The organism is Marinicauda pacifica (assembly GCF_004793635.1).
Taxonomy (GTDB): Bacteria; Pseudomonadota; Alphaproteobacteria; order Caulobacterales; family Maricaulaceae; genus Marinicauda; species Marinicauda pacifica.
The window spans coordinates 37,811-60,966 of sequence record NZ_SRXV01000005.1 but is presented as its reverse complement, the minus strand read 5'-3'; the positions used below and the strand labels follow the sequence as shown (position 1 = coordinate 60,966).

Genomic DNA, 23,156 nt, shown 5'->3' with positions numbered 1-23,156 from the left:
GGGGAGTTCCTTCTATGCGCCGTCTACTCATCGCCGCCGCCTCAGCCACCGCGCTCTGCGCGCCCGCTTTCGCGCAAACCGACGATCTGTCGAGCGCGGTAAGCGCCGACTATGACGCCTACCTGGAAGGCCTCTACCAGCACTTCCACGCCAATCCCGAACTCTCCATGGTCGAGACCGAGACCGCGGCCCGCCTGGCCGAGGAACTGCGCCAGGCCGGCTTCGACGTCACCGAGGATGTCGGCGCGCCCGGCCTGGTCGGGGTTCTGGAGAATGGCGACGGCCCGACCGTGCTGCTGCGTGCGGACATGGATGGCCTGCCGATGGAGGAGGACACCCCGCTGGACTTCGCCTCCGAGGCCACACAGGAAGACCGTAACGGCAACGTGTTCCCGGTCATGCATGCCTGCGCGCACGACACGCATATGACGGCGCTGGTCGGTGCGGCCCGCTGGTTCTCGAACAATCGCGATGCGTGGTCGGGCAAGCTGATCCTGATCGGCCAGCCGGGTGAGGAGATCGGCCTGGGCTCTCATGCCATGCTGGAGGACGGGCTTTACGAGCGCTTCGGCACGCCGGATGCGGTCGTCAGCTTCCATACTTGGGGGTATGTCCCGGCCGGCGAGATCACCTTCGTCTCCGAATACGCGATGGCCAATGTCGACAGCGTCGACATCACCGTGCGCGGGATTGGCGCGCACGGCGCCAGCCCGCAGAACGGGGTCGATCCGATCGTGCTGGCCAGCCAGATCGTGACCAATCTCCAGACCTTGGTGAGCCGGGAGATTTCGCCCTTCGATACCGGCGTCGTGACGGTCGGGGCCTTTAATGCGGGGACCAAGCACAACATCATCCCCGACAGTGCGCATCTCCAGCTGACGGTGCGCAGCTATGAGCCCTCCGTGCGTCAGACGCTGCTGGACGGCATCGAGCGGATCGCCATGGCTCAGGCCCGGGCGGCAGGCCTGCCCGAGGACCTCATGCCAATCGTCGAAACCGAGGATATCTATACGCCGGCGCTGTACAACGATCCGGCGCTGACCCAGCAGTCGGTCGGCGCGCTGCGCGCCCGCTTCGGCGAGGAGAATGTGCGCTCGACCCAGCCGGTAACCGGCGGCGAGGACTTTGCCCGCTACGGCATGACCGAGGCGGGTGTGCCCATCTTCATGTTCTGGGTCGGCGGACAGCCGCGGGATGTGTGGGACGAATACATGGCTCGCGGTGAAGTGCCGCCGGCCAATCACTCGCCCTTCTTCTACCCCGACGCGGAAACCTCCATAACCATGGCCACCGAAGGCATGGCCGCGATCGCACTGGATATCTTCGAGAATGGTGTGCAGCGGGGCGCCGAGTGAGTACGCCTGAGGGTGGCGGGATACGGCGCATCCCGTCCGGTGCTCCGTGGGAGGACCGCGTGGGGTATTGCCGGGCGGTCGTCCACGGCGATCAGGTCTGGGTGGCTGGCACGGTGTCCGTCGGACGCACCGGCCATGTTCACGCGCCCGGCGATGTCGGAGCCCAGGCTGAACGCTGCCTGGAGATCATCGCCGACGCCCTGACCCAGGCCGGTACCGATACCGCCCACGTCGTGCGCACCCGCATCTTCGTAACCGACATGAACGCGCAGACACAGGCGGCCGTGGGTGCCGCTCACCTGGCGGTGTTCGGCGCGCACAGGCCGGCAAGCACCATGATCGGCGTGGCCGCTCTGGCCGCACCCGACTATCTGGTCGAGATCGAGGCGGATGCAGTGTTACCCACCCGGGTTCCGAGCGCATGAGGGCGGTGTGACCACCTTGCGGCCCGCTCGCCGCGGCTTATGTCTGCCCGACGCAAGACACGCGAGACAGACACGACAGAAAGGATGGCTCCGATGGAGGGTGTAGAGGCCTCGTCCCTGATCCCGGCCGGAAACAACATCGCCGTGATGGCCGCGCTCTTCACCATCGCCGGCATCGGCTTTCTGCTGGAGAAGACGCGGATCGGCGCACTGCTGACCGGAACGGTCTGGACGATCCTGCTTGCCATTCTCGCCTCGAACCTGCGCATCCTGCCCTTCGACGCGGCGGCGTACGATTTTGTCTTCGCGTATTTTGTGCCCATCCTGATTCCGCTCTTTCTGATGAAGGCGGATCTGCGGCGGATCATCTTCGAGACCACGCGCATCAGCGCGGCCTTCCTGATCTGCTCGGTCGCGACGGTGGCAGGCGCGTTGCTGGCCGGGCTGTTGCTCGATCTGGGCGAGCTGGAAGCCGCGATCACCGGATCGCTGACCGCCAGCTATATCGGCGGATCAGTCAATTTCGGGCCGCTGGTCGAGCAGACAGGCCTCGCCGCGAACGAACCGGCGCTCGTCTCGGCCATCGTCGCGGCAGACCATCTGGCCAGCGCCACCTATCTGGCGATCCTGGCCATCCTGCCCGGCATCGCCTGGCTTGCCCGGCGCTTCGTGACGCGCGACCACACGACTGGCACGGTCGCGGAGACCGGCGAAACGAGCGCAAATGCGGCCACGCCTCTGAGCCTGGGCCTGACGCTCACTTTCGCGCTGCTCGTCGTGGCAATCGCTGATTTCATCACGCAGGCCATCGGTATTCCGGGCCTGCGCTACGTGCTCATCACGGTCCTGGCGGTCGCGCCGGCAACGCTTCTGCCTCGGCAGATGGCCAGGCTTCATGGCGGGTTCGAGCTGGGCGTGGTGCTCGCCTTCGTCTTCTTCGGGGCCATCGCTGCGGGTGCTAACGTTGCTGACATGATCTCGCAGGCCCCGATGATCATGGCCTTCATCGCGGTGCTGATCGCGATCCATGCTGTGATCATGCTGGCTGTCGGCTCGATTGCCCGCCTGTCCCTGCCGGAAATGATCATCGCGTCCAACGCCGCCATTCTGGGCGCGACAACCGCGCCCGCGCTGGCGGCGGCCAAGGGCTGGAAGGATCTGGTCACGCCCGGCGTGCTCGCCGGCGTGCTGGGCTATGTGATCGGCACCCCGATCGCGCTCGGTATCTACTGGCTCGTCGGTTAGGCAATGACGCTGGCCAGTACGGGCTGCAGGCAGGAATGAGTGGAGGCGGGATGTTCGGGCTTGAAACATCAATGGAAGCGGTCGTCGCATTCGCGGCTCTGCTGGTGTCCCTTGTCGTTTTCCTGCTGCAGCAACGCAAGATGATCCAGTTGAGGAAACAGGAGAATTACCTGTCGCTCGAGCTCTCCTCCAACGAGGTGTTCCGGTACGAGGCAGAGTATGGCGCCCGGCTGGAGCCCTTCATGGAAGAGACTCGGCCCGGCGAGTGGACGCCCGGACCGGGCGACGAGAGCGTGGCGGGGAATTTCTATCTGCAATGCCTCAACCTGTTCGAGATCGCGCTGCGCTTGCGGCAGGAGGGCGGCTTCGATCCGAAAATCCTCGGCAGCTGGGTGATCTGGTTCCACGCCACGACACAGTCCTGGTATTTTCGCGCCCAGTGGCCTGAGCTGCGCGAGAACTACACCGACGTGCTGCGCGACGTGTTCGACGAGCCGGTCGAGCGCTATGATGAATTCGCCGGCGACGAGGAGCGAAGAGCGTATTTCTTCGGCCACGTCGCCAAGGTTATGGACTGCAAGATCGTCCGCAAATGGCTCAAAGACCTTGAACGTAAATCGTGACGCCGAGATCAGGATTGTCGAGGTCAGCGACCCCAGGGCCTTGCGCGACCTGGCACGCTGGTTTGCGTCCCAGCTTCGCCCGCTTCCCGAGTATATCTCCCACTCCGAAATTCTGTGGGGCCGGGCGGCGGCGCCTGACCGCTGGCACGAGGACTTCGCCGGGATCATCGAACGCGAGTTTGCCGCGACGGGTGCGGCGACGCGGCGCTTTGCCGTGCGCGACGAGGAGGGCTGGGCGGGGCTCGCCTGCCTGAACGTCCAGCGCGAGGACGGCCGCACGGTCGCGACTCTGGAAGACCTAATCGTGGACCCGGGCCGTCGCCGGACAGGAATTGCAACGGCGTTGCTGCGCTATGTGGAAGCTGCAGGACGCGATGCGGGCGCCGATTGGCTGGCCCTGGAGAGCGGTCTGCGCAATGAGGGCGCACACGCCTTCTTCGAGCGGCACGGCTACCAGACCGTTTCCCGCGTGATGGTCAAGAAGGCCTGACGATCACACGGTCAGCCGCGCCCGGCCGATCAGCGTGTCGCTGTCGATCCGGGCCGATCCCGCGCCCAGCATGATGGCGCTCTCTTCTATCCGCCGGCCGATAAAGGCCTCCGCGACGGGGTCGAGCCCCGCCCGGATGAGGCTCGCCGCGGTCAAGGCGAGCGCGGCATGTTCCGCAAAGCGGCGCGCATCGGCTTCGCCCACACCGGTTTCCACCATGCGGGAAAGGTCGCGAATGCGCGCGTCTAGGGCAGGGTGGCGGCCGGTCACGCTGGAAAGCTCGCGGGCAAGTGCGTCGCGGGCGGCGGTGTCGCGGGAGAGGGCGCGCAGCACGTCCAGCGCGATGACATTGCCGGACCCCTCCCAGATCGCATTGAGCGGGCTCTGGCGGAACATGCGTGGCAAGGGGTGTTCCTCGACATAGCCTGCGCCGCCATGGGCCTCCATCGCTTCATAGACGAGATAGGGTGCGCGCTTGCAGATCCAGTATTTGGCCAGGGGTGTCAGGACGCGGGCCAGCGCGGCCTCGTGCTCGTCCTCTCCGGCCCGGTCAAAGCTTTCCGAAACCCGGAAGGCGAGCGCGATCACGCCATCGGCCTCCATCGAGAGCTCGGCGAGGACTTCGCGCATCAGCGGCTGATCGACCAGGCGCCGCTGGAAGGCATTGCGCCGGTCGCTGTGCCAGACCGCGGCGGCCGCGGCCTGGCGGATCAGTCCGGCCGACCCGGCCAGGCAATCGAGGCGGGTGTGGTTGACCATTTCGATGATGGTGCGCACGCCGCGCCCCGGTTCGCCGACGCGCCGCGCCCAGGCGGCCTTGTATTCGATCTCGGAGGAAGCGTTCGACTTGTCGCCGAGCTTGTCCTTCAGGCGCTGAATCTCGATCGTGTTGCGCGTGCCGTCCGGGCGCCAGCGTGGCACCAGAAAGCAGGACAGCGCCTCTTCTCCCTCAAGATAGGCCAGTGTCAGGAAGGCGTCGCTCATCGGCGCCGAGCAGAACCATTTATGTCCCGTCAACTCCACTTCGTCGCCGCCGATCGGGCGCGCCTGCGTGGTGTTGGCCCGCACATCCGATCCGCCCTGCTTCTCGGTCATCGCCATGCCCAGGGTCAGGCCGGACTTTTCGTTTGCGGGCAGGAAGCGGGGATCGTAGGCCCCGGCCGTCGCGCCCTTGATCCAGTCGCCGGCCCAGTCGGCGTGGCGCAGTGCAGGCACGCAGGCATAGGTCATCGACATCGGGCAGCACACGCCGGCATCGGCATCGCCCATGAGCATCAGCAGGGCGGCATGCAGGCTGTGTCCACCCTGATCGACCGTCCAGGCCGCGCTCGACACGCCGTGCGACAGGCCGAGATCCATCAGATTGTGATAGTCGGGATGAAACTCGACCTCGTCCAGGCGCTGGCCGAACCGGTCAAAGGGCTTGAACACGGGCGGGTTCGCATTGGCGCGTACCGCCCAGTCCTGAACCTCCTGCGACCCGATGCGCGCGCCGAACCCGGACAGCCGTTCGGCATGGACCTTCGCACCGGTCCGCCCGATCGCTTCGCGCACCATCACATCGTCGCTGAAGGCGTTATAGCCTGTCATCGGCTCGGACTGGTTGAACACCTCGTGGGTGGAAAGCTCGGTGCGCGGTTTGAAATGGGTCATGGACGGGTTTCCCGGACTTCGTGTGGGCCAGGCCAGTGACGGCTCAGACCGTGAATGGACAAGGTTTAACGTGTCACGGCGAGCGTATGCGAACAGTATTCAGCCCTATAACACCATAATAGCACAGACCTTCAGTGCAGAAGGGTGTGCAACAGACGTTCGAAAGGTTGAACAATGATCCTGACTACGCTCCTCGCCGCCTCGGCCCTGCAGTCGGCCGGCCCTGTCGTTCGCATCGAAGATTTCGTGGGCGAGATCACCGTTAGTGAAGGCGCTTCTCTTTCCGCGCGCCTGGCACGCCGCGGCGCTGGACCCGAGCCAGGCTTTTCCGAGCGTGCCGACGGGTTGCATGTCGATGGCGGTCAGGACACCCGGCGCTGGCAGTGCCGCTCCGGCCTGACGGGCACGACACGGCTGGGTCCGCGCGGCGGAGAGCGCCTTGCCTTCTCCGAATATCCTCACATCGAGATCACGGTACCTGCCGGAACCACGCTGGTGGTTGGCGACAGCATCTTTGAGGGCCGGGCCGGAAATCTCGGCGGACTGGATCTCAGCGCGTCGAGCTGTGGTGATTTCGCGGCCGGCCACATATCCGGCGACGCCGATATCGCGCTTGCCGGCTCGATGGACATCCAGGTTGGCGATGTGGCCGGGACTGCCGAGGTGTCGGTAAGCGGTTCGGGCGATGTCGATCTGGAGGACGTGAACGCGCTGTCGATCCGGCTTGCGGGATCCGGTGACATCACCGCGGACGAGGTGCGCACGCTTGATATCAGCCTCGCCGGATCGGGCGATATCGAGGTCGATCGCGTGATGAACGGGTCGACCGTACGCATCGCCGGGTCCGGAGATGTCGAGATCGGCCAGGCCGGCGCGCTGACCGTTTCGGTAAACGGCAGCGGTGATTTCGAAGCCGGCCGTGCGGATGGCGCGTTCGATCTGACCTCGAACGGCAGCGGCTCGATCGACATTGGCGGCGGGACGGCCAGCAGCTTTGAAGCACGCACCAGCGGCTCTGGCGATATTGTGTTTGACGGGCACGCCAGCGACCCGCAGGTCCGCCTCTCCGGCGGGGGCGATATTGTCGTGGACTCGACCTCCGGCGATGCCCGGATCAACCGCACCGGCGGTGGCCGCTTCGTCATCCGCGACTGATGCAGGGACAGGCTCGCGTGTCTGGCTGCCGGCCGGCCGCGCGAGCTTCCCGCCCTACTGCGGATACAGCTTGGGATTATAGCGGGAGGCCTCGTAGAGCGCGACGGCGGCAGCCGTCGAGACATTGAGGCTTTCCGCCTTGTCGCTCATGGGAATGCGCACCAGCGCATCGCAGTGATCGGCCACGCGCGGACGCAATCCCTTGTCCTCGGCGCCCAGCACCAGGACCAGTCCCGGCCCGGCCGCCTCGCGCACCGCATCGGCGAGGCTGAGGCTGGCTTCCCCGGCGAGTCCCAGGACGGTCCGTCCCGCATCGCGCAGCTCGTCCAGAGCGTCGGCGATGTTCACCACGCGCACATGGTCGATGGATTCAGCCGTCCCCACGGCCGACTTGCAGACCGTGCTGAACAGGGGCGGGGACTTGCGGTCCTGCAGGATGACCGCGCGCGCGCCAAAGGCGGCCGCGGAGCGGAAGATCGCGCCGACATTGTGCGGATCGGTAATCTGGTCGAGCACGACCAGCACGCCGTGCGTCGGGTCGGCGACCGATTTCAGCGAGGCAGGATCAAGTGCCTTCGCCCGCGCGGCGAAGCCTTGATGGACCGCGCCTTCGGGCAGGCGCCGGGCAATCGAATCGGGGTGCTCTTCGGTGAAAGGCGTCCCGTCCGCCAGATCGCGCGCGCCATTCTTTGACACGTACAGCTCGAGGATCTGCCGGCGCGGGTTTGCGACCGCTGCCAGAACCGCGTGACGGCCCCAGATCCAGCCTTCTTCGATCTCGGTTATCTTGCCTGCAGAACGTGCTGCATCGGGCTTTTTCGGGGTGTTGCGCCGCTCATGGGCCATCAGTATAGTCCGCGCTCCAAATCGGGGAGCAGCCTCGTTAGGACGGTCAGCGGTCGAACGCAACACCGTTCAGCGGGGCGGTTTTTTGAGCTGGACCACCCGGTGGTATTTTGGAGGGGTGGGAGAGTGGTTAAATCCAGCAGACTGTAAATCTGCCCGCTTCGGCGTACGCTGGTTCGAATCCAGCCCCCTCCACCATTTCCCGTCACGCACCAGCCCGCCTTTCTCGCAGTTCGAAGAGCCGGCCCGGTCGCGCTTCCGCTCGGCGCGGCGCCCCCAGGGGCGCCGACCTCGTGCAAACACATCTGTGTGGCCGCCCGGACGTCTTTCCCTGTTCACCCCTCCGATAGCATTCAAAGCGAACGTAAAAAATTCGCATCTCCCGGAACCCGGGCGGCATCAGGCTCGTTGCGAAGCCGATTCGACCAACTGTTCGAGGAGCCGAATTCATGATCCGCAAGTTCTCGATTCTTCTTGCCGGCGCAGCAGTGGGACTCACGGCGGCAGCGTGCGAAACCGCGGCGACCGACGAGCCCGACGGTGTTGCCCGCTTCGCTGATGACCCGCGTCTGGGAGAGCGTGCCGACCGCATCTGCTTTACCAGCCAGATCGACGGTTTCGGCCAGGCGACCGACCGAACCATTGTCGTCGAGGCCGGCGTCAACGAACATTATCTCATCGAGACATTCGGCTACTGCCCCAATCTCGACTGGGCGCAATCCATTCGGTTCGATGCGTTCTCGTCCTGCCTGACGCGTGGGGACTCCCTCATTCCCTACGAAACGCTGTTCGCGTCCGATTACTCCGGTCTGGCCGCGCCGCGGGCCTGCCTGATCAGTTCCATCCACGAATGGAATCCGGATGCCGGCGGGTAGGGGCCTCGATCTGCACCCGGTCTACCTGTGAGGCTTGCTTCGCGCGGCAAAGATCGCCAATAAGAAACGAGCGCCTTTCGCGGGTGTAGTTCAATGGTAGAACGGCAGCCTTCCAAGCTGCATACGCGGGTTCGATTCCCGCCACCCGCTCCAGCCTCTTGCGGTAAGCGCTTGTCCCAAAAACATTCTGCGGATGCCTTGGCCCGGACACGCGGCGCCGCGTTGTCCACGCTCTGCGATGTCAGGCCTAGGCTGCGCGCGCTACCACGCGGAGACGGCCATGACGGCCCAGCCTCCTTTCCGAACACGTGCGAGTTCGGCCCCTACCGGACACGCGGCGGATTCTGTGGCCAGCGCCGCGCCGTCAAATTCAGGCCGGCGCGCTTCCGGTTTTGGTGCGGGCGTTCAGCTCGATGACAAAGCCGGCAATCGAAATCGCGTAGACGAGAGCGACGAAGGCGGAAATGGCCGTCGCCTGGTTTTCCGTGTCAGGCAGGAGAAGGAAGAGCGCCGTCACGCCGCCGACCCGGATCAGCGTATGCATCAGACCAACCGGGCTGGCATACATCCAGCCGACCACAGCCCAGATTCCGATCGTGGACATACCAAGCGCGAGCGGGAAGAGCGCTGGCGCTTCGAGCATCAGCGCCACCGTGACCGGCCAGTGGAGATTTGCCGCGATCACCGCCGGCAAAAGCACGCCGTTCAGCGGAGATTTTGTCTTGAAGAAGGGCGCCTTGAGTGGCGCCTGCAGCGCCATCGCAATCGGGAAGATCGCCCCCAGCGCATAGGCGCACAGCAGCATCCAGCTGGCGTAATCGACAAAGACCGAGGCGATAGCCAAAGCCGTGAAGACCACAAGGCCCGCCACCGGCATGGGCAGGCCCGCGCGGTTGGCGGCAAACAGGCGGCGGCGTTCTGCATCGAGTGCAGTCTGATCAAGCATACGCGGGTTCCACGGTTAACAGGTTAGGGCCACAAAGTGAATTAGTGAGCGGTGCCCTGTCTATGTCAAGGATTCGGCGTTCATCGTTTGGCTTTTTCGACGCGGAGCGAGATAGCGACCGAGGCGGGCGTATGAGCCTACCGCCACACCCTCTTGCCTTTCGCGTCGGCGGGCGCTATCCCGCGCGCTCAGTTTCGCGGTGCGGTCCTCGCGCCGTTTACGTTCCATCCCATCATGAAGGTTGAGCGAGATGGCTAAGGAAAAGTTTGCACGCACGAAGCCGCACGCGAACATCGGCACGATTGGTCACGTTGACCATGGCAAGACGACGCTGACGGCGGCGATTACGAAGTATTTCGGCGATTTTCGCGCCTATGACCAGATTGACGGTGCGCCCGAAGAGAAGGCACGCGGGATCACGATCTCGACGGCTCACGTCGAGTACGAGACCGAGGGTCGTCACTACGCGCACGTCGATTGCCCGGGCCACGCCGACTATGTGAAGAACATGATCACGGGTGCGGCGCAGATGGACGGCGCGATCCTGGTTGTGAACGCGGCCGACGGCCCGATGCCGCAGACGCGCGAGCACATTCTTCTGGCGCGCCAGGTTGGCGTTCCGGCTCTGGTCGTGTTCCTGAACAAGGTTGACCAGGTCGACGACGAAGAGCTGCTCGAACTGGTCGAAATGGAAGTGCGTGAGCTTCTGTCCTCGTACGATTTCCCGGGCGACGACATTCCGATCGTGGCCGGCTCTGCGCTGGCGGCGATGGAAGGGCGTGATCCCGAGATCGGCGAGAACAAGATCCGCGAGCTGATGGCGGCTGTGGACGAGTTCATCCCGACCCCGGAACGCCCGATCGACCGCGAATTCCTGATGCCGATCGAGGACGTGTTCTCGATTTCGGGCCGGGGCACGGTTGTGACCGGTCGTATCGAGCGCGGCATCGTGAAAGTGGGCGACGAGATCGAGATCGTGGGTATCCGCGACACGGTCAAGACGACGTGCACGGGCGTTGAGATGTTCCGCAAGCTGCTCGACCAGGGCCAGGCGGGCGACAATGTGGGTCTTCTGCTGCGCGGTATCGACCGCGAGGGCGTGGAGCGCGGCCAGGTGCTGTGCAAGCCCGGCTCGATCAAGCCGCACAAGAAGTTCGAGGCCGAGGCCTACATCCTGACGAAGGAAGAGGGCGGGCGTCACACGCCGTTCTTCTCCAACTATCGTCCGCAATTCTACTTCCGCACGACGGACGTGACCGGTGTGGTGACCTTGAAAGAGGGCACCGAGATGGTGATGCCGGGCGACAATGTGGAAGTGAATGTCGAGCTGATCCAGCCGATCGCGATGGAAGAGAAGCTGCGCTTCGCCATCCGTGAAGGCGGTCGTACGGTCGGCGCCGGCGTGGTGTCCAAGATCATCGAGTAAATCGCGCCGCCTCACCAGGCGACACGATCGAACCAGGGCGGCTGTCACATGGCAGCCGCCCTTTTTCTTTGCGATGAGCGGGATAGACTGCGCCGGACACCAGACTGGCGGGGCGACTTTAGCATGGCGCGAGACATCGAACTGAGGCTCAATCCGGACCTCGATCCGGCACCGTTTGCGGAGGCTTACGCTCGCGACAAGCTCGTGCGCATTCCCGAGATTTTCGCTGAAGAGACTGCGGCGGCGATCGAAGAAGTCCTGATGCGAACCCTGAGCTGGCGGCTGGTCTTTCCAGAGCCGTCTTTCGAGCCGGGCGGGCGCGAGCAGGTTGCCATGCTCACCCAGGACGACATCGCGCGGCTCGGGCGCGAGGGGATGGCCCGGCGAATGCAGGGTGTGCTGACCCGGGCGAGCCAGAACTATGGCTATCTCTATCACGCCTATCCGATGATCCAGGCCTATACGAGCGGGTGGGATTCCGGCCATCCGGTCCACCAGATCACCGAGTTTCTCAATTCGCCGGAATTTCTCGAATTCGGGCGGGAGGTGATCGGCGCCAGCGTGATCACCAAGGCCGATGCGCAAGCCACGCTGTACGCCCGTGGCAATTTTCTCACCCGTCATACCGATGAAGGCCATGACCGCGAGCGCCGGGCGGCCTACACGCTGGGCTTTACCCGCAGCTGGGAGCCGGACTGGGGTGGAATGCTTGCCTTTTTCGATGACGAGCTCAATGTGAGCCGGGCCTTTCTGCCCCGGTTCAACATGTTGTCGCTCTTTGACGGGACGGTCATGCATTCGGTGGGTACGGTGACCCAGTTCGCGGCGGCCGGACGCTACCAGATTACCGGGTGGCTGCGTGATGATCCGCCGGCGTCCGCCTCGGCAGGAGGCTGAGATGACGGATCTGGAAAAAGCGCACGAACGGCGGCTGGCCGGCGATCTGGATACGGCTGAAACCTATTGCCAGAAAGTGCTGGCGGGAGCCCCCGAAACCGCCGAAGCGCTCAGCCTGCTGGCTGTCTGCCGGGCTGAACGCGGGGCGGTCGAGGCTGCCCGGGCGCCCATGGAACAGGCGAGAAGCCTTGCGCCTGACAGTGCGATCGTCGCCATGCATCTTTCGGTCGTGAAGGAGGCTTCCGGCCTGATCGACGAGGCCATGGAGGCGGCCCGCGAGGCGACCTCGCTGGGGCCGGACCGGTTCGAGACATGGGGACGCCGGGGCGACCTGGCCGGGCGGCTGGAGCAGTTTGACGAGGCTGAAGACGCGCTGGCCCATTGCCTCGAGCTCAAACCCGATCACGCCGGTGTTGCGCTCCGGCTCGCAGGCGCCCGCCTGGTGCTGGAGGATTTCGCCGGTGCGTCCGCCGCACTCGACCAGATCGGACCTCAGGCAGACGACCTGCCGGAGGCCCTGCAGATTCGCGTGGCCATCTCTCATCGCAATGGCGACTGGCGCCGGATGCAGGCTTATGCCGAGCGTCTCCTCACACTCATGCCGGACGATCCGGATATGACCGGCGCTCTGGCTTACGCTCTGGGCCAGCAAGGTTACTACAACAAGGCGAGCCGAATCTTCCGGCCCCTGCTCGATGCGGAGCCGGACAATGCGCGCCACTGGGCCGCGCTCGGACGGCTGCGTCTTGGCGCCCGGTCCGTGGACGAGGCGCGCGAGTGCTTTTCAAAGGCACTTGAAATCGAGCCGGACAACCCGGACGCCAATTTCGGGATGGCGCGCTTGCTCACCTTCACCGGCGACATGCAAGACGCGGAGGCCTATTGCCGGCGAACGCTGGAGGCCGATCCCGATCATCTGGAGGCGTTCGGTCAGCTCTGCGAAGTGTCTTCCGGGCGAATCAGTGACGAAGAACTCGAACGCCTCGAAACCCTGCTGGAGGAAGACAGCCGGCCTGCCGATCAGCAAGCCATCGGCCTCTTCGCGCTGGGTGACATCTACCACGCCAGAAAGCGGCCCGATGACGCTTTCGATTCCTGGTCGCGGGCCAACGAGGCCAAACAGTCGCTGATCAGCGAGACCCGCCCGGGGTATGATGCGCAAGCACAGGCTTCCGGTACACAGCGCCTGATGTCGGCCTTCGCGGCACCGGTCGAACCGGCCACCGCGTACGACCGCAAGACCATGCCCCTCTTCATCGTGGGCATGCCGCGATCGGGCACCACTTTGCTGGAAACCGCCATCTCCGCTCACAGCGAGGTCTCCGCCGCCGGGGAGCTGCCCGCAATGCCGTTCATCATCCAGGAAATGCTCGCCTGGATGCGCAAGACAGGCTGGAAAGGCGGGAAGCTTCCGGCTGAGCGTCTGGAAGCGTGGCGCCAGACCTATATCGGTCAGTACGACAGCTTCGATATTCCTCCCGCACGCTTCGTTACGGACAAGCAGCCCTCGAACTTCCTCGCAGTCGGTCTGATCGCGCAGCTCTTCCCCGAAGCGCCGATCATTCACATCCGGCGCAACGCTGTGGAGACGGGGTTCTCGATCTTCAGGCGCAATTTCACGGCGCAGTGGCCCTTCGCGAACGATCTTGAGGATATTGCCCATTATTACGGCCAGTACGCGCAGATCATGCGCCATTGGGACCGGGCATTGCCGGGCCGGGTGAATTTCGTGCAGTACGAAGACCTGATCGATTCCTTCGAACCGGAACTGCGGCGGTTGCTCGACGGGTGCGGGCTCGATTTCGAACAGCAGTGCGTCGACTATCATACGGTCGACCGCACCGTGATGACCTTCAGCGCGACGCAGGTGCGCAAGGGGCCGACCGCGAGCCACAAGCGCGGCAGCGCGGCTTACGAACACAGGCTGGAGCCCCTGCGCGACGGACTGCGCGCTCACGGTATCGTCGCGCAAACCGGTGCTCTGGCCGGTGAGGGCGCAGGCACTGAGCCGGTCAGCGCTCGATCGTCCGGTGACAGCGCGCGCCGGCCATTCTGGAAGCGGCTGCTCGGCTCATGAATGCTGGCGTGCATACCCAAGCTGTGACCCTTCTGCGAACCGGGGACATCGCCGGTGCGCTCCGTCTGCTCGACCGTCATCTGTCCGATCATGACCGGGATGCGGAAGCCTGGCACCTCAAGGCCATGGCTCTGGGTCAGGCCGGACGTCTCGACGAGGCCGAGCCGGCCTTTCACAAGGCCGCGGTGTTGCATGCGCAGCCTGGGATTATTCTGACCAATCTGGGCAATGCGCTCTGGCGCGCCGGCCGAACCGAATCCGCGTTGGCCGCCTATGAGTCGGCCTCCCTCAAGGCGCCGGACCACGGGCCGGCGAGTCTCGGCGCCGGACTGGCTTATCTTGCGCTCGAACGCCTGGACGAGGCGACGCGTGCTCTAGAGGCGGCCCGCGACCGAATGCCCGGCCAGGCTGCGCCGCTCAGCGCACTCGGGCGGCTGTACGCAAAGGCGGGCAGGGACGATCTGGCCCTCGAACAGTTCAACGCGGCGCTCGCTGTGAATCCGCGCGCTGCACCGACGCTGCTCAACCGGAGTGCACTCTTGCGCAAGCTCGGGCGAATCGACGCGGCGCTCGCGGATGCCAGGCTGGCGATCCAATTACAGCCGGGCTCGCCCGATGCCCATCTTCAGCTCGCCCACGGGCTACGCCGTGCCGGTCGGACCGACGAGGCGCACGGCGCGTTCATGGGTGCGGTGCAACGCGCACCGTTGCGCGGCGATATTCACGAGGATGCCGCCAATTTCCTGTGGGAACAGGGCGCGGGGGATCGCTTCACGGACGCGCTCGACCAGGTGCTCTCTCGGCAGCCTGACGCGGGCCTCCTGACGCTGAAGGCCCGCATGTGCCTGCGTGCCGGACTCCTGGAGCCCGCACTGGCGGCAGCCGAGCAAGCGGTGGAGTTGGCGCCGGAGTCTGCAGGCGCGTTGAGCGTTCGCGCGACATTGCGCCGCCATGCGGGCCAGACAGACCTCGCCGAGGAGGACTTCAAGGCCGCATTATCGTGCAGCGAGGCGACTGTGGACACGCGCCACGAGTACGCGGAACTCCTGCTCTCCGCGCACAGGTTCGAAGACGCGGCCACGCTGCTTGAGGACGAGGTGCCCGATTCCTCGCTTCAACGTCATGTGGCGCTCAAGACACTCACCTGGCGGGCGCTCGGCGATTCTCGCTATCGCGACCTCTACGATTACGAGACGCTGACCAGAGCGATGACGATCGAGACGCCGAAGGGCTTTGAGTCGCTTGAGGCGTTCAATGCGGCACTGGCCGATTCGATTCGACGTCTGCACACGTCCAGCACGCATCCGCTCGATCAGACTCTCTATGGCGGAACGCAGAGCGAAGGTCGGTTGTGGGATGTCGACGATCCCGTCATCCAGGCGCTTGCGGGCGCGCTTCAGAAAGCGGCCGAGGCTTACGTATCCGCGCTTCCCGACGACCCGGGACACCCCTTCCTGAAGCTGAAATCCGAGCGGCTTCGCCTCACCGGCGCGTGGTCGGTGATTCTGCGGTCCGGGGGCGGGCATGTCGATCATTTCCACCCGGCGGGATGGATCAGCGCCAGCTATTACGTGCATGTGCCCGACACCGTGATGTCGGGGCAGAAATCGGGGTGGCTCCGGCTGGGGGGCTCCGGGGTCACAGGCCTCGACCTTCCGGCGGAGCATTACGTGCGGCCCGAACCGGGACTTGCCGTATTCTTCCCGTCCTACATGTGGCACGGGGTGGAAGCCTTTGAAGCGACAGACGAACGCATCACGGCTCCCTTCGATCTGGTGCCAGCCTGAGCGCGCTATGTGACGAATTTGTCACGAGTTGATCCATTTCCCCGCATGGCCGCCTTGCGTGATTGACGGGGCAGTGAGCGCGAACATACGGTCAGCCTGTCGGAATGCCGCGAGGGTATTTCACAGAGCTATCGTGCCGTTTCGGGAAGGGGTCCCGTCTGCGTCACGACTTGTTGCCTGTTTTGGGGAGTTACTATGAGCACGAAAAAGGCTTTTGCCACCAAGCTGCTTTGCACGACCATGTTGTCGGGCCTGGCGCTTTCCGGTGCCACCGCGGTTGCGCAAGACGCGCCGGCGGCTGCAGCGGAAGACGTCATCCAGGTCACCGGTACGCGCATTCAGCGCACCGACACGGTCGCGCCGAGCCCGATCACCTCGGTCGACGCCGAGCTGTTCGAGCTGAACAACGTCGTCAACACCGAAGACCTTCTGAACACTCTGCCGCAGCTGATCCCGGCCTTCGACGCCACGTCGAACAACCCGGGTAACGGCACCGCGACGGTCAGCCTTCGCGGCCTGGGCACCACGCGTACCCTGGTTCTCGTGGACGGCACCCGCTTCGTCGGTTCCGGCGCAGCTCAGGTCGTCGACCTGAACAACATCCCGGCCGCGCTCGTCGAGCGCGTCGACGTCGTGACCGGCGGCGCCTCGGCCGTTTACGGTTCTGACGCCATCGCCGGTGTTGTGAACTTCATCATGCGTGACGACTTCGAAGGCGTTGAAGTCAGCGCTTCGCATGAGTTCTCCACCAACGAAGGCGATGCGGCGATCACCGACGTCAGCGTCACGCTTGGCGGCAACTTCGACGGCGGCCGCGGTAACGCGGTTGTGTCCTACGGCTACACCCACCGTGAAGCCGTGTTCCAGGCGTCGCGCGAATTCTCCGAGACCGCATTCTGGAGCCCGGGTCCGGGCACCGATCCGTACATTCCGGGTGGTTCGTCCAGCATCCCGCAGACCTGGGTCCGTCCCGCCGCGGGCAACTACTTCGACACGAACCCGGTTGATGGCAGCGGCGACCCGTACTTCCTGATGACCCAGCCCGGCGGCGCGATCGCCGAGCGTCAGGTGTACAACTACGCCCCGACCAACTACCTGCAGCTCCCGCAAGAGCGCCACATGATCTCCACGTTCGGCACGTACGAGCTGAACAGCAACATGGAGCTCTATGTTCGCGGCATCTACTCGAACAACGTTGTGGACTCCCAGCTGGCCCCGACCCCGACGGGTACGCTCGGTCTGACTGTGAACCTCGACAACCCGCTGCTCTCCACCGAGCTGCGTAACCTGTTCACCAACGACACGAGCTCGAACAACGGCGACGGCACGGCGGACATCCGCATTGCCCGCCGGATGGAAGAGATCGGCACGCGTAACAACCTGCGTGACACCAATACCTTCCAGGGTGTGTTCGGCGTTCGCGGCGACATCAACGACGACTGGTCGTACGACGCGTTCTACAACTACTCCCGTTCGTCGGTCGCTCAGATCCTGTCCGGCAACATCTCGGTGTCTGCCTTCCAGGAAGCGATCCTCTGCGACGGCGGCCCGACGGCGATTGCCAGCGGCTGTACTGCCCCGGCTCTCGACATCTGGAATGGCGCCGGCTCGGTGTCTCCGGAAGCTGCCGAATACGTGTCGCGCACCGGTGCCCAGATCGACGTGATCGAGGCGACCCAGGCTGTGGCCGCGGTCTCCGGCAATCTGTCGAACATGGCGTCTCCGATGGCCGACGTCGCTCCGGCGGTCGTGCTGGGTCTCGAGTATCGTGAGAGCTCTGCCTCGATCCGTCCTGACTCCGTGCTGGGTCCGGACGTTCGTGGCTTCAACCAGTCCCTGCCGATCGAAGGCTCGTTCGACGTGACCGAGTTCTTCGCGGAAGTTGACGTCCCGCTCATCACCGGCCGTCCGGGCATTGAAAGCCTGGGTATCACCGCCGCATTCCGTGCGTCGGACTACTCCACGGTTGGCGATGTCCAGACCTACGCCGTCGGCGCTGGCTGGGAACCGGTCGACTCGCTGCGTTTCCGTACGCAGTACAACCGCGCGGTTCGCGCGCCGAACGTCGGCGACCTCTTCGCGCCGCTGACCAACGGCTTCCCGGGTGCGGCTGACCCGTGCTCGAGCGGTCTCGGCAGCTTCGGTGCTGAAACGATCGTTGCCAACTGCGTCGCGACGGGTGTTCCCGCCGCCTCGGTCGGCACGCCGTTCCAGTCGAACGCTCAGATCGAATCGCTCTTCGGTGGTAACCCGAACGTTGAAGAAGAAGTGGCCGACACCTTCACCATCGGTGCAGTGTGGCAGCCGACCTTCCTCGATGGCGCAACGGTTCAGCTCGACTACTACAAGATCGAGATCGAAGACGCGATCGCGACGCCGAGCCTGCAGAACCTGTTGGACGAGTGCTACATTCAGGACATCTCGTCCTCGTGTGACTTCTTCACGGGCGCTCGTAACCCGAGCACCGGTGAGATCGCCAACCCGTTCTTCCCGGAACTGTCCTCGGCCAACCTCGCGATTCTCGAAGCCGAAGGCGTCGACCTTCGCGTCGATTACCTCTGGGATGCCGATCAGATGGGCCTGCCTGCTGATCTTGGCTCGTTCGGCCTGAACTACTACGCGACCTACACGCTGAGCAACGGCTACCAGAACTCGCCGTCCGCTGGCTTCGTGGCTTGCGAAGGCAAATTCGGCGCGCAGTGCGGCGAGCCGACGCCTGAGTACAAGCACGTCGTGCAGGGCAGCTGGTACTGGGGTGCTCTGACCACGTCCGTGCGTTGGCGCCGGATCGGTTCGGTTGATCTGGAAGAATCCTTCCGTCCGTTCGTGAGCGATCGCGAACTGCAGATCGACGCGACCGATTACTTCGACGTCACCTTCGGTTACGACGTGACCGAAGCGGCACGCCTCAGCGTTGGTATCCAGAACGTGTTCGACGAAGAGCCGCCGGTTCTGACCTCGACCTCGTCTGAGCAGGCCAACACCTACCCGGCGACGTACGACCCGTTCGGTCGTCGCCTGTTCCTGGGCGCCAACCTGCGCTTCTAGGATCTTAGGTAGTCTGTAAAGAGATGGCGGGCCCGCAAGGGCCCGCCATTTTCTTTTGTAACGGTGCCGTTGCCGTGGCAGGCAGGAAACGAAAAGCGAGGGAGTTGCGTGTGAGCGAGACAGGCGGTGAATGGAAGGCGTTCTGGGCCGATGGTGCCGATGGGCGAACCCGGGCAGCAACCAGTCCGGAACTTCGCACCTTTTGGGCGGACCTGTTCGCGCGAAGCTTTGATGGCAGGACCCAGGCTCGGATGCTGGACATTGCAACTGGCCCCGGCATCCTGATCGAGCACGCGCTTGCTTATGCGGCGGACCAGGATGATCGCTTCGCTCTCCACGCCGTAGGCAGCGATCTGTCCGAGCATGCCGGCGCGAAGACTCTTCGCTCGAGCGACGAGGGCCGGGTGAATTTTGTCGTCGCCGATGCCGCTCAGCCGCCCTTTCCTGAGTCCACTTTTGATCTGGTCGCGAGCCAGTTCGGGGTCGAGTATGCAGGGCTGGATGCGGTCATGGCGGCGGCCGGGCACCTGGCTCCTGGCGGGCGGCTGGCGCTCGTCATGCACCTCGCAGGAGGTGATATCGAGGATTATTGCCGCGCCTGCGCAGATCTGTTGGGTCAGGTAAAAACTACCGGCGTGTTTGCTTGCGCCTATGCGCTTCTGGATCAAGCGCGCGATGTTCTGGACGGCAAGGAACATGACCGGGATCGGGCACAGGCGCTGGAGCAGGAGTTCGTGGCTGCGCGCGACCAACTTCTGCGGTCCATGCATGCGGCCTCGCAGGAGGCGATGGCCGTGACCCCGTTTCTGGCGCGCATGCTGAACGATCTCAATCAATTGTGCGCGCGCCGCTATGCCTATGCGCCGCCGGACGCGTTGAACTGGGTGCAGCACCAGGAGCGCGAGGTGGAGGTCTATCGCCGCCGCATGCAGTCCATGCTGGAAGCCGCGCAGACCCCCGAGGACCTGGGCGCGCTGCAAACCCGGCTCGAAGCGAGCGGCTTTGAATCCGTGCGCTATGACAAGGTTGTGTCCGCTTCGCACGGCAATGCCTTTGCCTGGCGTCTTGAAGCCGTCCGGGCGGGCTGAGGGCTCATCACCTGCCCGGGTGCATTTTTTTCAAGTCCGGGGCTTCCGTTAACGGATTGGTCTGGTTACAACCCCTGCTTCCGAGACTTGGCCCGTCGGCTGGTCCCGTGCTACAGCGCGCGGCCCGGTCGGTATCGGGCATTTTGTGTAGGGGTGTAGCTCAGCTGGTAGAGCGACGGTCTCCAAAACCGTAGGTCGGGGGTTCGAGACCCTCCGCCCCTGCCAGTCTCTGGCGGACGATCTTAAGGGATTTGATCGAGTAGCATGGCGCGACAAAGCAAGACGCGACAGCCGGCCCGTCCCGGCGCGGGCACGTCCAAGGGCGGTTCAGGGTCCGCTCCGGCGGCTCCGGCGCCCAAGAAGGCTTTCAATCCTCTGCGCTTCCTGCGCGAGGTGCGCCAGGAGGGCCGGAAGGTCACCTGGACGTCCCGTCAGGAGACGATCGTCTCGACCATCATGGTCGTGGTCATGGCGAGCCTTGCAGCCGTCTTCTTTTTCGGTGTCGACAGCCTGATTTCCCTGATCATCGATTTCCTTCTGGCCTTGGGGGCATAAGCCTGATGAGCGCGAAGTGGTACATTGTCCACGCGTATTCCAACTTCGAGAAGAAGGTGGCAGACGCGATCCGCGCCGAGGCGGTGATGAAGGGGCTTGAGGACAAGTTCGAGGAAATCCTGGTTCCGACCGAGGAAGTCACCGAGGTGCGCAAGGGCCGCAAGGTCAATGCGGAGCGCAAGTATTTCCCCGGCTATGTGCTGGTGAAGATGGACATGACCGACGAGGCCTATCACCTCGTCAAGAATACGCCGAAAGTCACCGGCTTTCTGGGTTCGGGCAAGCGTCCGACGCCGGTGCCGGAACGCGAAGTCAAGTCGATCATGGGGCAGATGGAAGAGGATGCGGAGCGTCCGCGTCCGACCGTCACCTACGAGATTGGCGAAACGGTGCGCGTGACCGACGGTCACTTCCAGAGTTTCTCCGGCATCGTCGAGGAAGTTGACGATAGCCGCGCGATCCTGAAGGTCGCGATCAACATCTTCGGCCGGGCGACGCCGGTCGAGCTCGAATACAGCCAGGTGGAAAAATCCGCCTGACAACCGTTTCGGTGCGGGAGGGTCCGGGAAAGTCCATTCCGGGTCTGTTTACCGCGCCGCCCACCGCCGCACTTTGCGGCGTCACAGCAAGGGTCGCACGCACGTGTGCGATCATAGGAGAAGAGGGACATGGCGAAGAAGATCGCAGGCTATATCAACCTGCAAGTTCCCGCCGGCGCGGCCAACCCGTCGCCGCCGATCGGTCCGGCGCTGGGTCAGCGCGGCGTGAACATCATGGAATTCTGCAAGGCGTTCAACGCCAAGACGCAAGAGATGGAAAAAGGGATTCCGATCCCGACCGTCATCACCGTCTTTCAGGACAAATCCTTCACCTTCGTCACGAAGACGCCGCCGGCGAGCTTCCTGATCAAGAAGGCCGCAGGCGTCCAGAAGGGCTCCGGCGAGGCGGGTAAGGCGTCCGACATCGGTAAGGTGTCCCGCGCCCAGTGCCGTGAGATTGCTGAGACCAAAATGAAGGATCTCAACGCAAACGATCTCGACTCGGCGACCAAGATCATCGAGGGCTCTGCGCGCTCGATGGGCATCGAAGTGACGGAGTAAGGCGCGATGGCTAAGATTGCTAAACGTATCGCCGCGGGCCGCGAAGGCCTTGACCGCGACGCGCTCTACACGCTCGAAGAGGCTGTAAAGCTCGTCAAGGACCGCGCCAATGCCAAGTTCGATGAAACCATCGAAGTGGCCGTGAATCTGGGTGTCGACCCGCGCCACGCCGACCAGATGGTCCGCGGTGTTGTCGGCCTGCCCAACGGGACCGGCCGCTCGGTTCGTGTCGCCGTGTTCGCCAAGGGTGCGAAGGCGGAAGAGGCCGAGAAGGCCGGCGCCGACGTCGTCGGTGCCGAGGACCTGGTCGAAAAGGTTCAGGCGGGTGAGATCAACTTTGAAAAAGTGATCGCGACCCCCGACATGATGCCGCTGGTCGGCCGCCTCGGTAAGGTGCTCGGCCCGCGTGGCATGATGCCGAACCCGAAGGTCGGCTCGGTGACCATGGATGTGGCCAAGGCCATTGAGAACGCCAAGGGCGGCGCCGTCGAATTCCGTGTGGAGAAGAACGGCATCGTGCATTGCGGCGTGGGCAAGGCGAGCTTCAGCGAAGACGCGCTCGTCGCCAACATCCGGGCGCTGCTCGACGCGTTGCTCAAGGCCAAACCGGCCGGCGCCAAGGGCCAGTACATGAAGAAAATCGCACTCAGCTCCACAATGGGGCCGGGTGTGAAAGTGAACACCTCCGAAGCGTCCGCCGCCGCGGCCGCTTAAGAGATAGACCGTCTTCCCGGGTGCGCTTGCGTGCCCGGGCGGGGCGGACAAAGGGGCCTTTACCGGCCGGTTTGTTCGCCCGACCTGTCCGAGATCACAGGGGGCACTCTGCAATGGGTGCCTTAATCCCCGAACGGGGCTCTGGGTGAGACAGAGCAAGAATTCGATTGTCCCGCACGTTCGGGGTGGTCGGTTCGAGCCCTGGGACAGGAATGCGCCGACGGAGGCGCGTTTTCGTCCGCGGGCGAAAGCGCTGCCGCCGCAGGCGCTTTCACCGGGCCGCTCGTGGTGAGGGGCCCAAACAGGGAGACCGCAAATGGATCGCCAGACCAAGGAAGCCTCCGTAGAAGACCTGAAAAGCGTCTTCGCCGGAAGCGGGTCCGTGGTCATTGCCCATTATTCGGGCATGACCGTTGCGGAAATGACCGAGCTGCGCACCAAGCTTCGCGAAGTGGGCGGCACGTTCAAAGTGGTTCGCAACCGCCTCGCCAAGATCGCGCTGCAAGGCCAGCCGGGCGAGAAAGCCTCCGACATGTTCACCGGACCTGTCGGGATCGCTTTCTCGGGAGACTTTGTCTCCGCCCCGAAGGTTGCCGTGGATTACGCCAAGTCGAACGACAAGTTCGAGATCATTGGCGGGTTCATGGACGAGGAAGTGTTCGACGCAAAAGGGATCGACGCACTGTCGAAAATGCCCTCGCGCGAAGAACTCATCGGAACCATTGCAGCCCGGCTGCTCGGCCAGGCGGGCGAGATCGTCTCGCGCGTCAACTCGCCGGGTCAAACGCTTGCCGGTTGCATTCAGGTCATCGGCGAAAAAGCCGACGCCTGAGCTGGTCATTCTCCGCATT

Annotated in this window: 21 protein-coding genes and 3 tRNA genes; 21 read left to right on the top strand and 3 right to left on the bottom strand. The window is 64.2% G+C overall.

Translation table 11 applies throughout. The features are described 5' to 3' along the window. The first annotated feature begins 14 nt into the window (after positions 1-14). The 5 genes from E5162_RS13925 to E5162_RS13905 all read left to right on the top strand — a co-directional run bounded on the left by E5162_RS13925 (position 15) and on the right by E5162_RS13905 (position 4,138). Positions 15-1,355 (top strand): amidohydrolase, encoded by a 1,341-nt coding sequence (locus E5162_RS13925; protein ID WP_135945887.1) that lies wholly within the window; start codon positions 15-17, stop codon positions 1,353-1,355. Continuing rightward, the gene (locus tag E5162_RS13920) at positions 1,352-1,780 is read left to right on the top strand and encodes a RidA family protein (RefSeq protein ID WP_206751129.1); all 429 of its coding nucleotides are present in this window, start codon (positions 1,352-1,354) and stop codon (positions 1,778-1,780) included. Before E5162_RS13925 ends, E5162_RS13920 begins: the two co-directional genes overlap by 4 nt. A gap of 93 nt (positions 1,781-1,873) precedes the next feature. Beyond that, the gene (locus E5162_RS13915) at positions 1,874-3,025 is read left to right on the top strand and encodes a DUF819 family protein (protein WP_135945931.1); all 1,152 of its coding nucleotides are present in this window, start codon (positions 1,874-1,876) and stop codon (positions 3,023-3,025) included. A gap of 50 nt (positions 3,026-3,075) precedes the next feature. Then, entirely contained in the window at positions 3,076-3,648 is a 573-nt protein-coding gene (locus E5162_RS13910; RefSeq protein ID WP_135945886.1) for a hypothetical protein, read from the top strand. Then, a complete protein-coding gene (locus E5162_RS13905) occupies positions 3,632-4,138 on the top strand; it encodes a GNAT family N-acetyltransferase (protein ID WP_158291315.1) in 507 nt (168 codons plus the stop codon). The genes E5162_RS13910 and E5162_RS13905 overlap by 17 nt, the downstream gene beginning before the upstream one ends. Positions 4,139-4,141: 3 nt before the next feature. Here E5162_RS13905 and E5162_RS13900 read toward each other — a convergent pair whose 3' ends face one another. After that, positions 4,142-5,791 (bottom strand): acyl-CoA dehydrogenase family protein, encoded by a 1,650-nt coding sequence (locus tag E5162_RS13900; protein ID WP_135945884.1) that lies wholly within the window; start codon positions 5,789-5,791, stop codon positions 4,142-4,144. A gap of 174 nt (positions 5,792-5,965) precedes the next feature. Here E5162_RS13900 and E5162_RS13895 point away from each other — a divergent pair, with 174 nt between their 5' ends. Beyond that, the gene (locus E5162_RS13895; protein ID WP_135945883.1) at positions 5,966-6,946 is read left to right on the top strand and encodes a GIN domain-containing protein; all 981 of its coding nucleotides are present in this window, start codon (positions 5,966-5,968) and stop codon (positions 6,944-6,946) included. Between the two features lie 54 nt (positions 6,947-7,000). Here the strand turns inward: E5162_RS13895 and rlmB are convergent, their stop codons facing one another. Then, entirely contained in the window at positions 7,001-7,792 is a 792-nt protein-coding gene (gene rlmB / locus E5162_RS13890; RefSeq protein ID WP_135945882.1) for a 23S rRNA (guanosine(2251)-2'-O)-methyltransferase RlmB, read from the bottom strand. A gap of 112 nt (positions 7,793-7,904) precedes the next feature. Here rlmB and E5162_RS13885 point away from each other — a divergent pair. The 3 genes from E5162_RS13885 (at position 7,905) to E5162_RS13875 (ending at position 8,820) form a co-directional block, all read left to right on the top strand. Then, positions 7,905-7,990: transfer RNA gene (locus tag E5162_RS13885), tRNA-Tyr, on the top strand. A gap of 251 nt (positions 7,991-8,241) precedes the next feature. Then, positions 8,242-8,667, top strand: a complete 426-nt coding sequence (locus tag E5162_RS13880) for a DUF6491 family protein (RefSeq protein WP_135945881.1) — start codon at positions 8,242-8,244, stop codon at positions 8,665-8,667. Between the two features lie 79 nt (positions 8,668-8,746). Then, positions 8,747-8,820 (top strand) — tRNA-Gly (locus E5162_RS13875). Positions 8,821-9,037: 217 nt separating this feature from the next. Here E5162_RS13875 and E5162_RS13870 read toward each other — a convergent pair. After that, positions 9,038-9,613, bottom strand: a complete 576-nt coding sequence (locus E5162_RS13870; RefSeq protein WP_135945880.1) for a DUF7010 family protein — start codon at positions 9,611-9,613, stop codon at positions 9,038-9,040. 250 nt (positions 9,614-9,863) lie between these two features. Between E5162_RS13870 and tuf the strand changes: the two genes are divergently transcribed. The 12 genes from tuf (at position 9,864) to rplJ (ending at position 23,137) form a co-directional block, all read left to right on the top strand. After that, positions 9,864-11,039, top strand: coding sequence for an elongation factor Tu (gene tuf / locus E5162_RS13865; protein ID WP_135945864.1), 1,176 nt, complete (start codon positions 9,864-9,866; stop codon positions 11,037-11,039). Between the two features lie 123 nt (positions 11,040-11,162). Then, positions 11,163-11,936, top strand: a complete 774-nt coding sequence (locus tag E5162_RS13860; RefSeq protein WP_135945879.1) for a 2OG-Fe(II) oxygenase — start codon at positions 11,163-11,165, stop codon at positions 11,934-11,936. A 1-nt stretch (position 11,937) separates the two neighbouring features. Further along, positions 11,938-14,013, top strand: a complete 2,076-nt coding sequence (locus tag E5162_RS13855) for a tetratricopeptide repeat-containing sulfotransferase family protein (RefSeq protein WP_158291314.1) — start codon at positions 11,938-11,940, stop codon at positions 14,011-14,013. Positions 14,014-14,021: 8 nt separating this feature from the next. Beyond that, positions 14,022-15,800 carry a tetratricopeptide repeat protein gene (locus tag E5162_RS13850; protein ID WP_158291313.1) on the top strand — a complete coding sequence of 593 codons (1,779 nt, stop codon included), beginning with the start codon at positions 14,022-14,024 and terminating at the stop codon, positions 15,798-15,800. 195 nt (positions 15,801-15,995) lie between these two features. Beyond that, positions 15,996-18,848: a TonB-dependent receptor domain-containing protein gene (locus E5162_RS13845; RefSeq protein ID WP_135945876.1), complete on the top strand. Its 2,853-nt coding sequence runs from the start codon at positions 15,996-15,998 to the stop codon at positions 18,846-18,848. A 23-nt stretch (positions 18,849-18,871) separates the two neighbouring features. Continuing rightward, positions 18,872-19,936: a class I SAM-dependent methyltransferase gene (locus E5162_RS13840; protein WP_135945875.1), complete on the top strand. Its 1,065-nt coding sequence runs from the start codon at positions 18,872-18,874 to the stop codon at positions 19,934-19,936. 149 nt (positions 19,937-20,085) lie between these two features. Further along, positions 20,086-20,161, top strand: a tRNA-Trp gene (locus E5162_RS13835). Between the two features lie 39 nt (positions 20,162-20,200). Next, positions 20,201-20,491 carry a preprotein translocase subunit SecE gene (secE, locus tag E5162_RS13830; protein WP_135945874.1) on the top strand — a complete coding sequence of 97 codons (291 nt, stop codon included), beginning with the start codon at positions 20,201-20,203 and terminating at the stop codon, positions 20,489-20,491. Positions 20,492-20,496: 5 nt separating this feature from the next. Then, the gene (gene nusG, locus E5162_RS13825; protein WP_135945873.1) at positions 20,497-21,030 is read left to right on the top strand and encodes a transcription termination/antitermination protein NusG; all 534 of its coding nucleotides are present in this window, start codon (positions 20,497-20,499) and stop codon (positions 21,028-21,030) included. A 129-nt stretch (positions 21,031-21,159) separates the two neighbouring features. Then, complete coding sequence (gene rplK / locus E5162_RS13820; protein WP_135945872.1) at positions 21,160-21,591, top strand: 50S ribosomal protein L11; 432 nt, start codon at positions 21,160-21,162, stop codon at positions 21,589-21,591. Between the two features lie 6 nt (positions 21,592-21,597). After that, a complete protein-coding gene (gene rplA, locus E5162_RS13815) occupies positions 21,598-22,305 on the top strand; it encodes a 50S ribosomal protein L1 (protein ID WP_135945871.1) in 708 nt (235 codons plus the stop codon). A 316-nt stretch (positions 22,306-22,621) separates the two neighbouring features. Further along, positions 22,622-23,137 carry a 50S ribosomal protein L10 gene (rplJ, locus tag E5162_RS13810; RefSeq protein ID WP_135945870.1) on the top strand — a complete coding sequence of 172 codons (516 nt, stop codon included), beginning with the start codon at positions 22,622-22,624 and terminating at the stop codon, positions 23,135-23,137. Positions 23,138-23,156 lie beyond the last annotated feature (19 nt).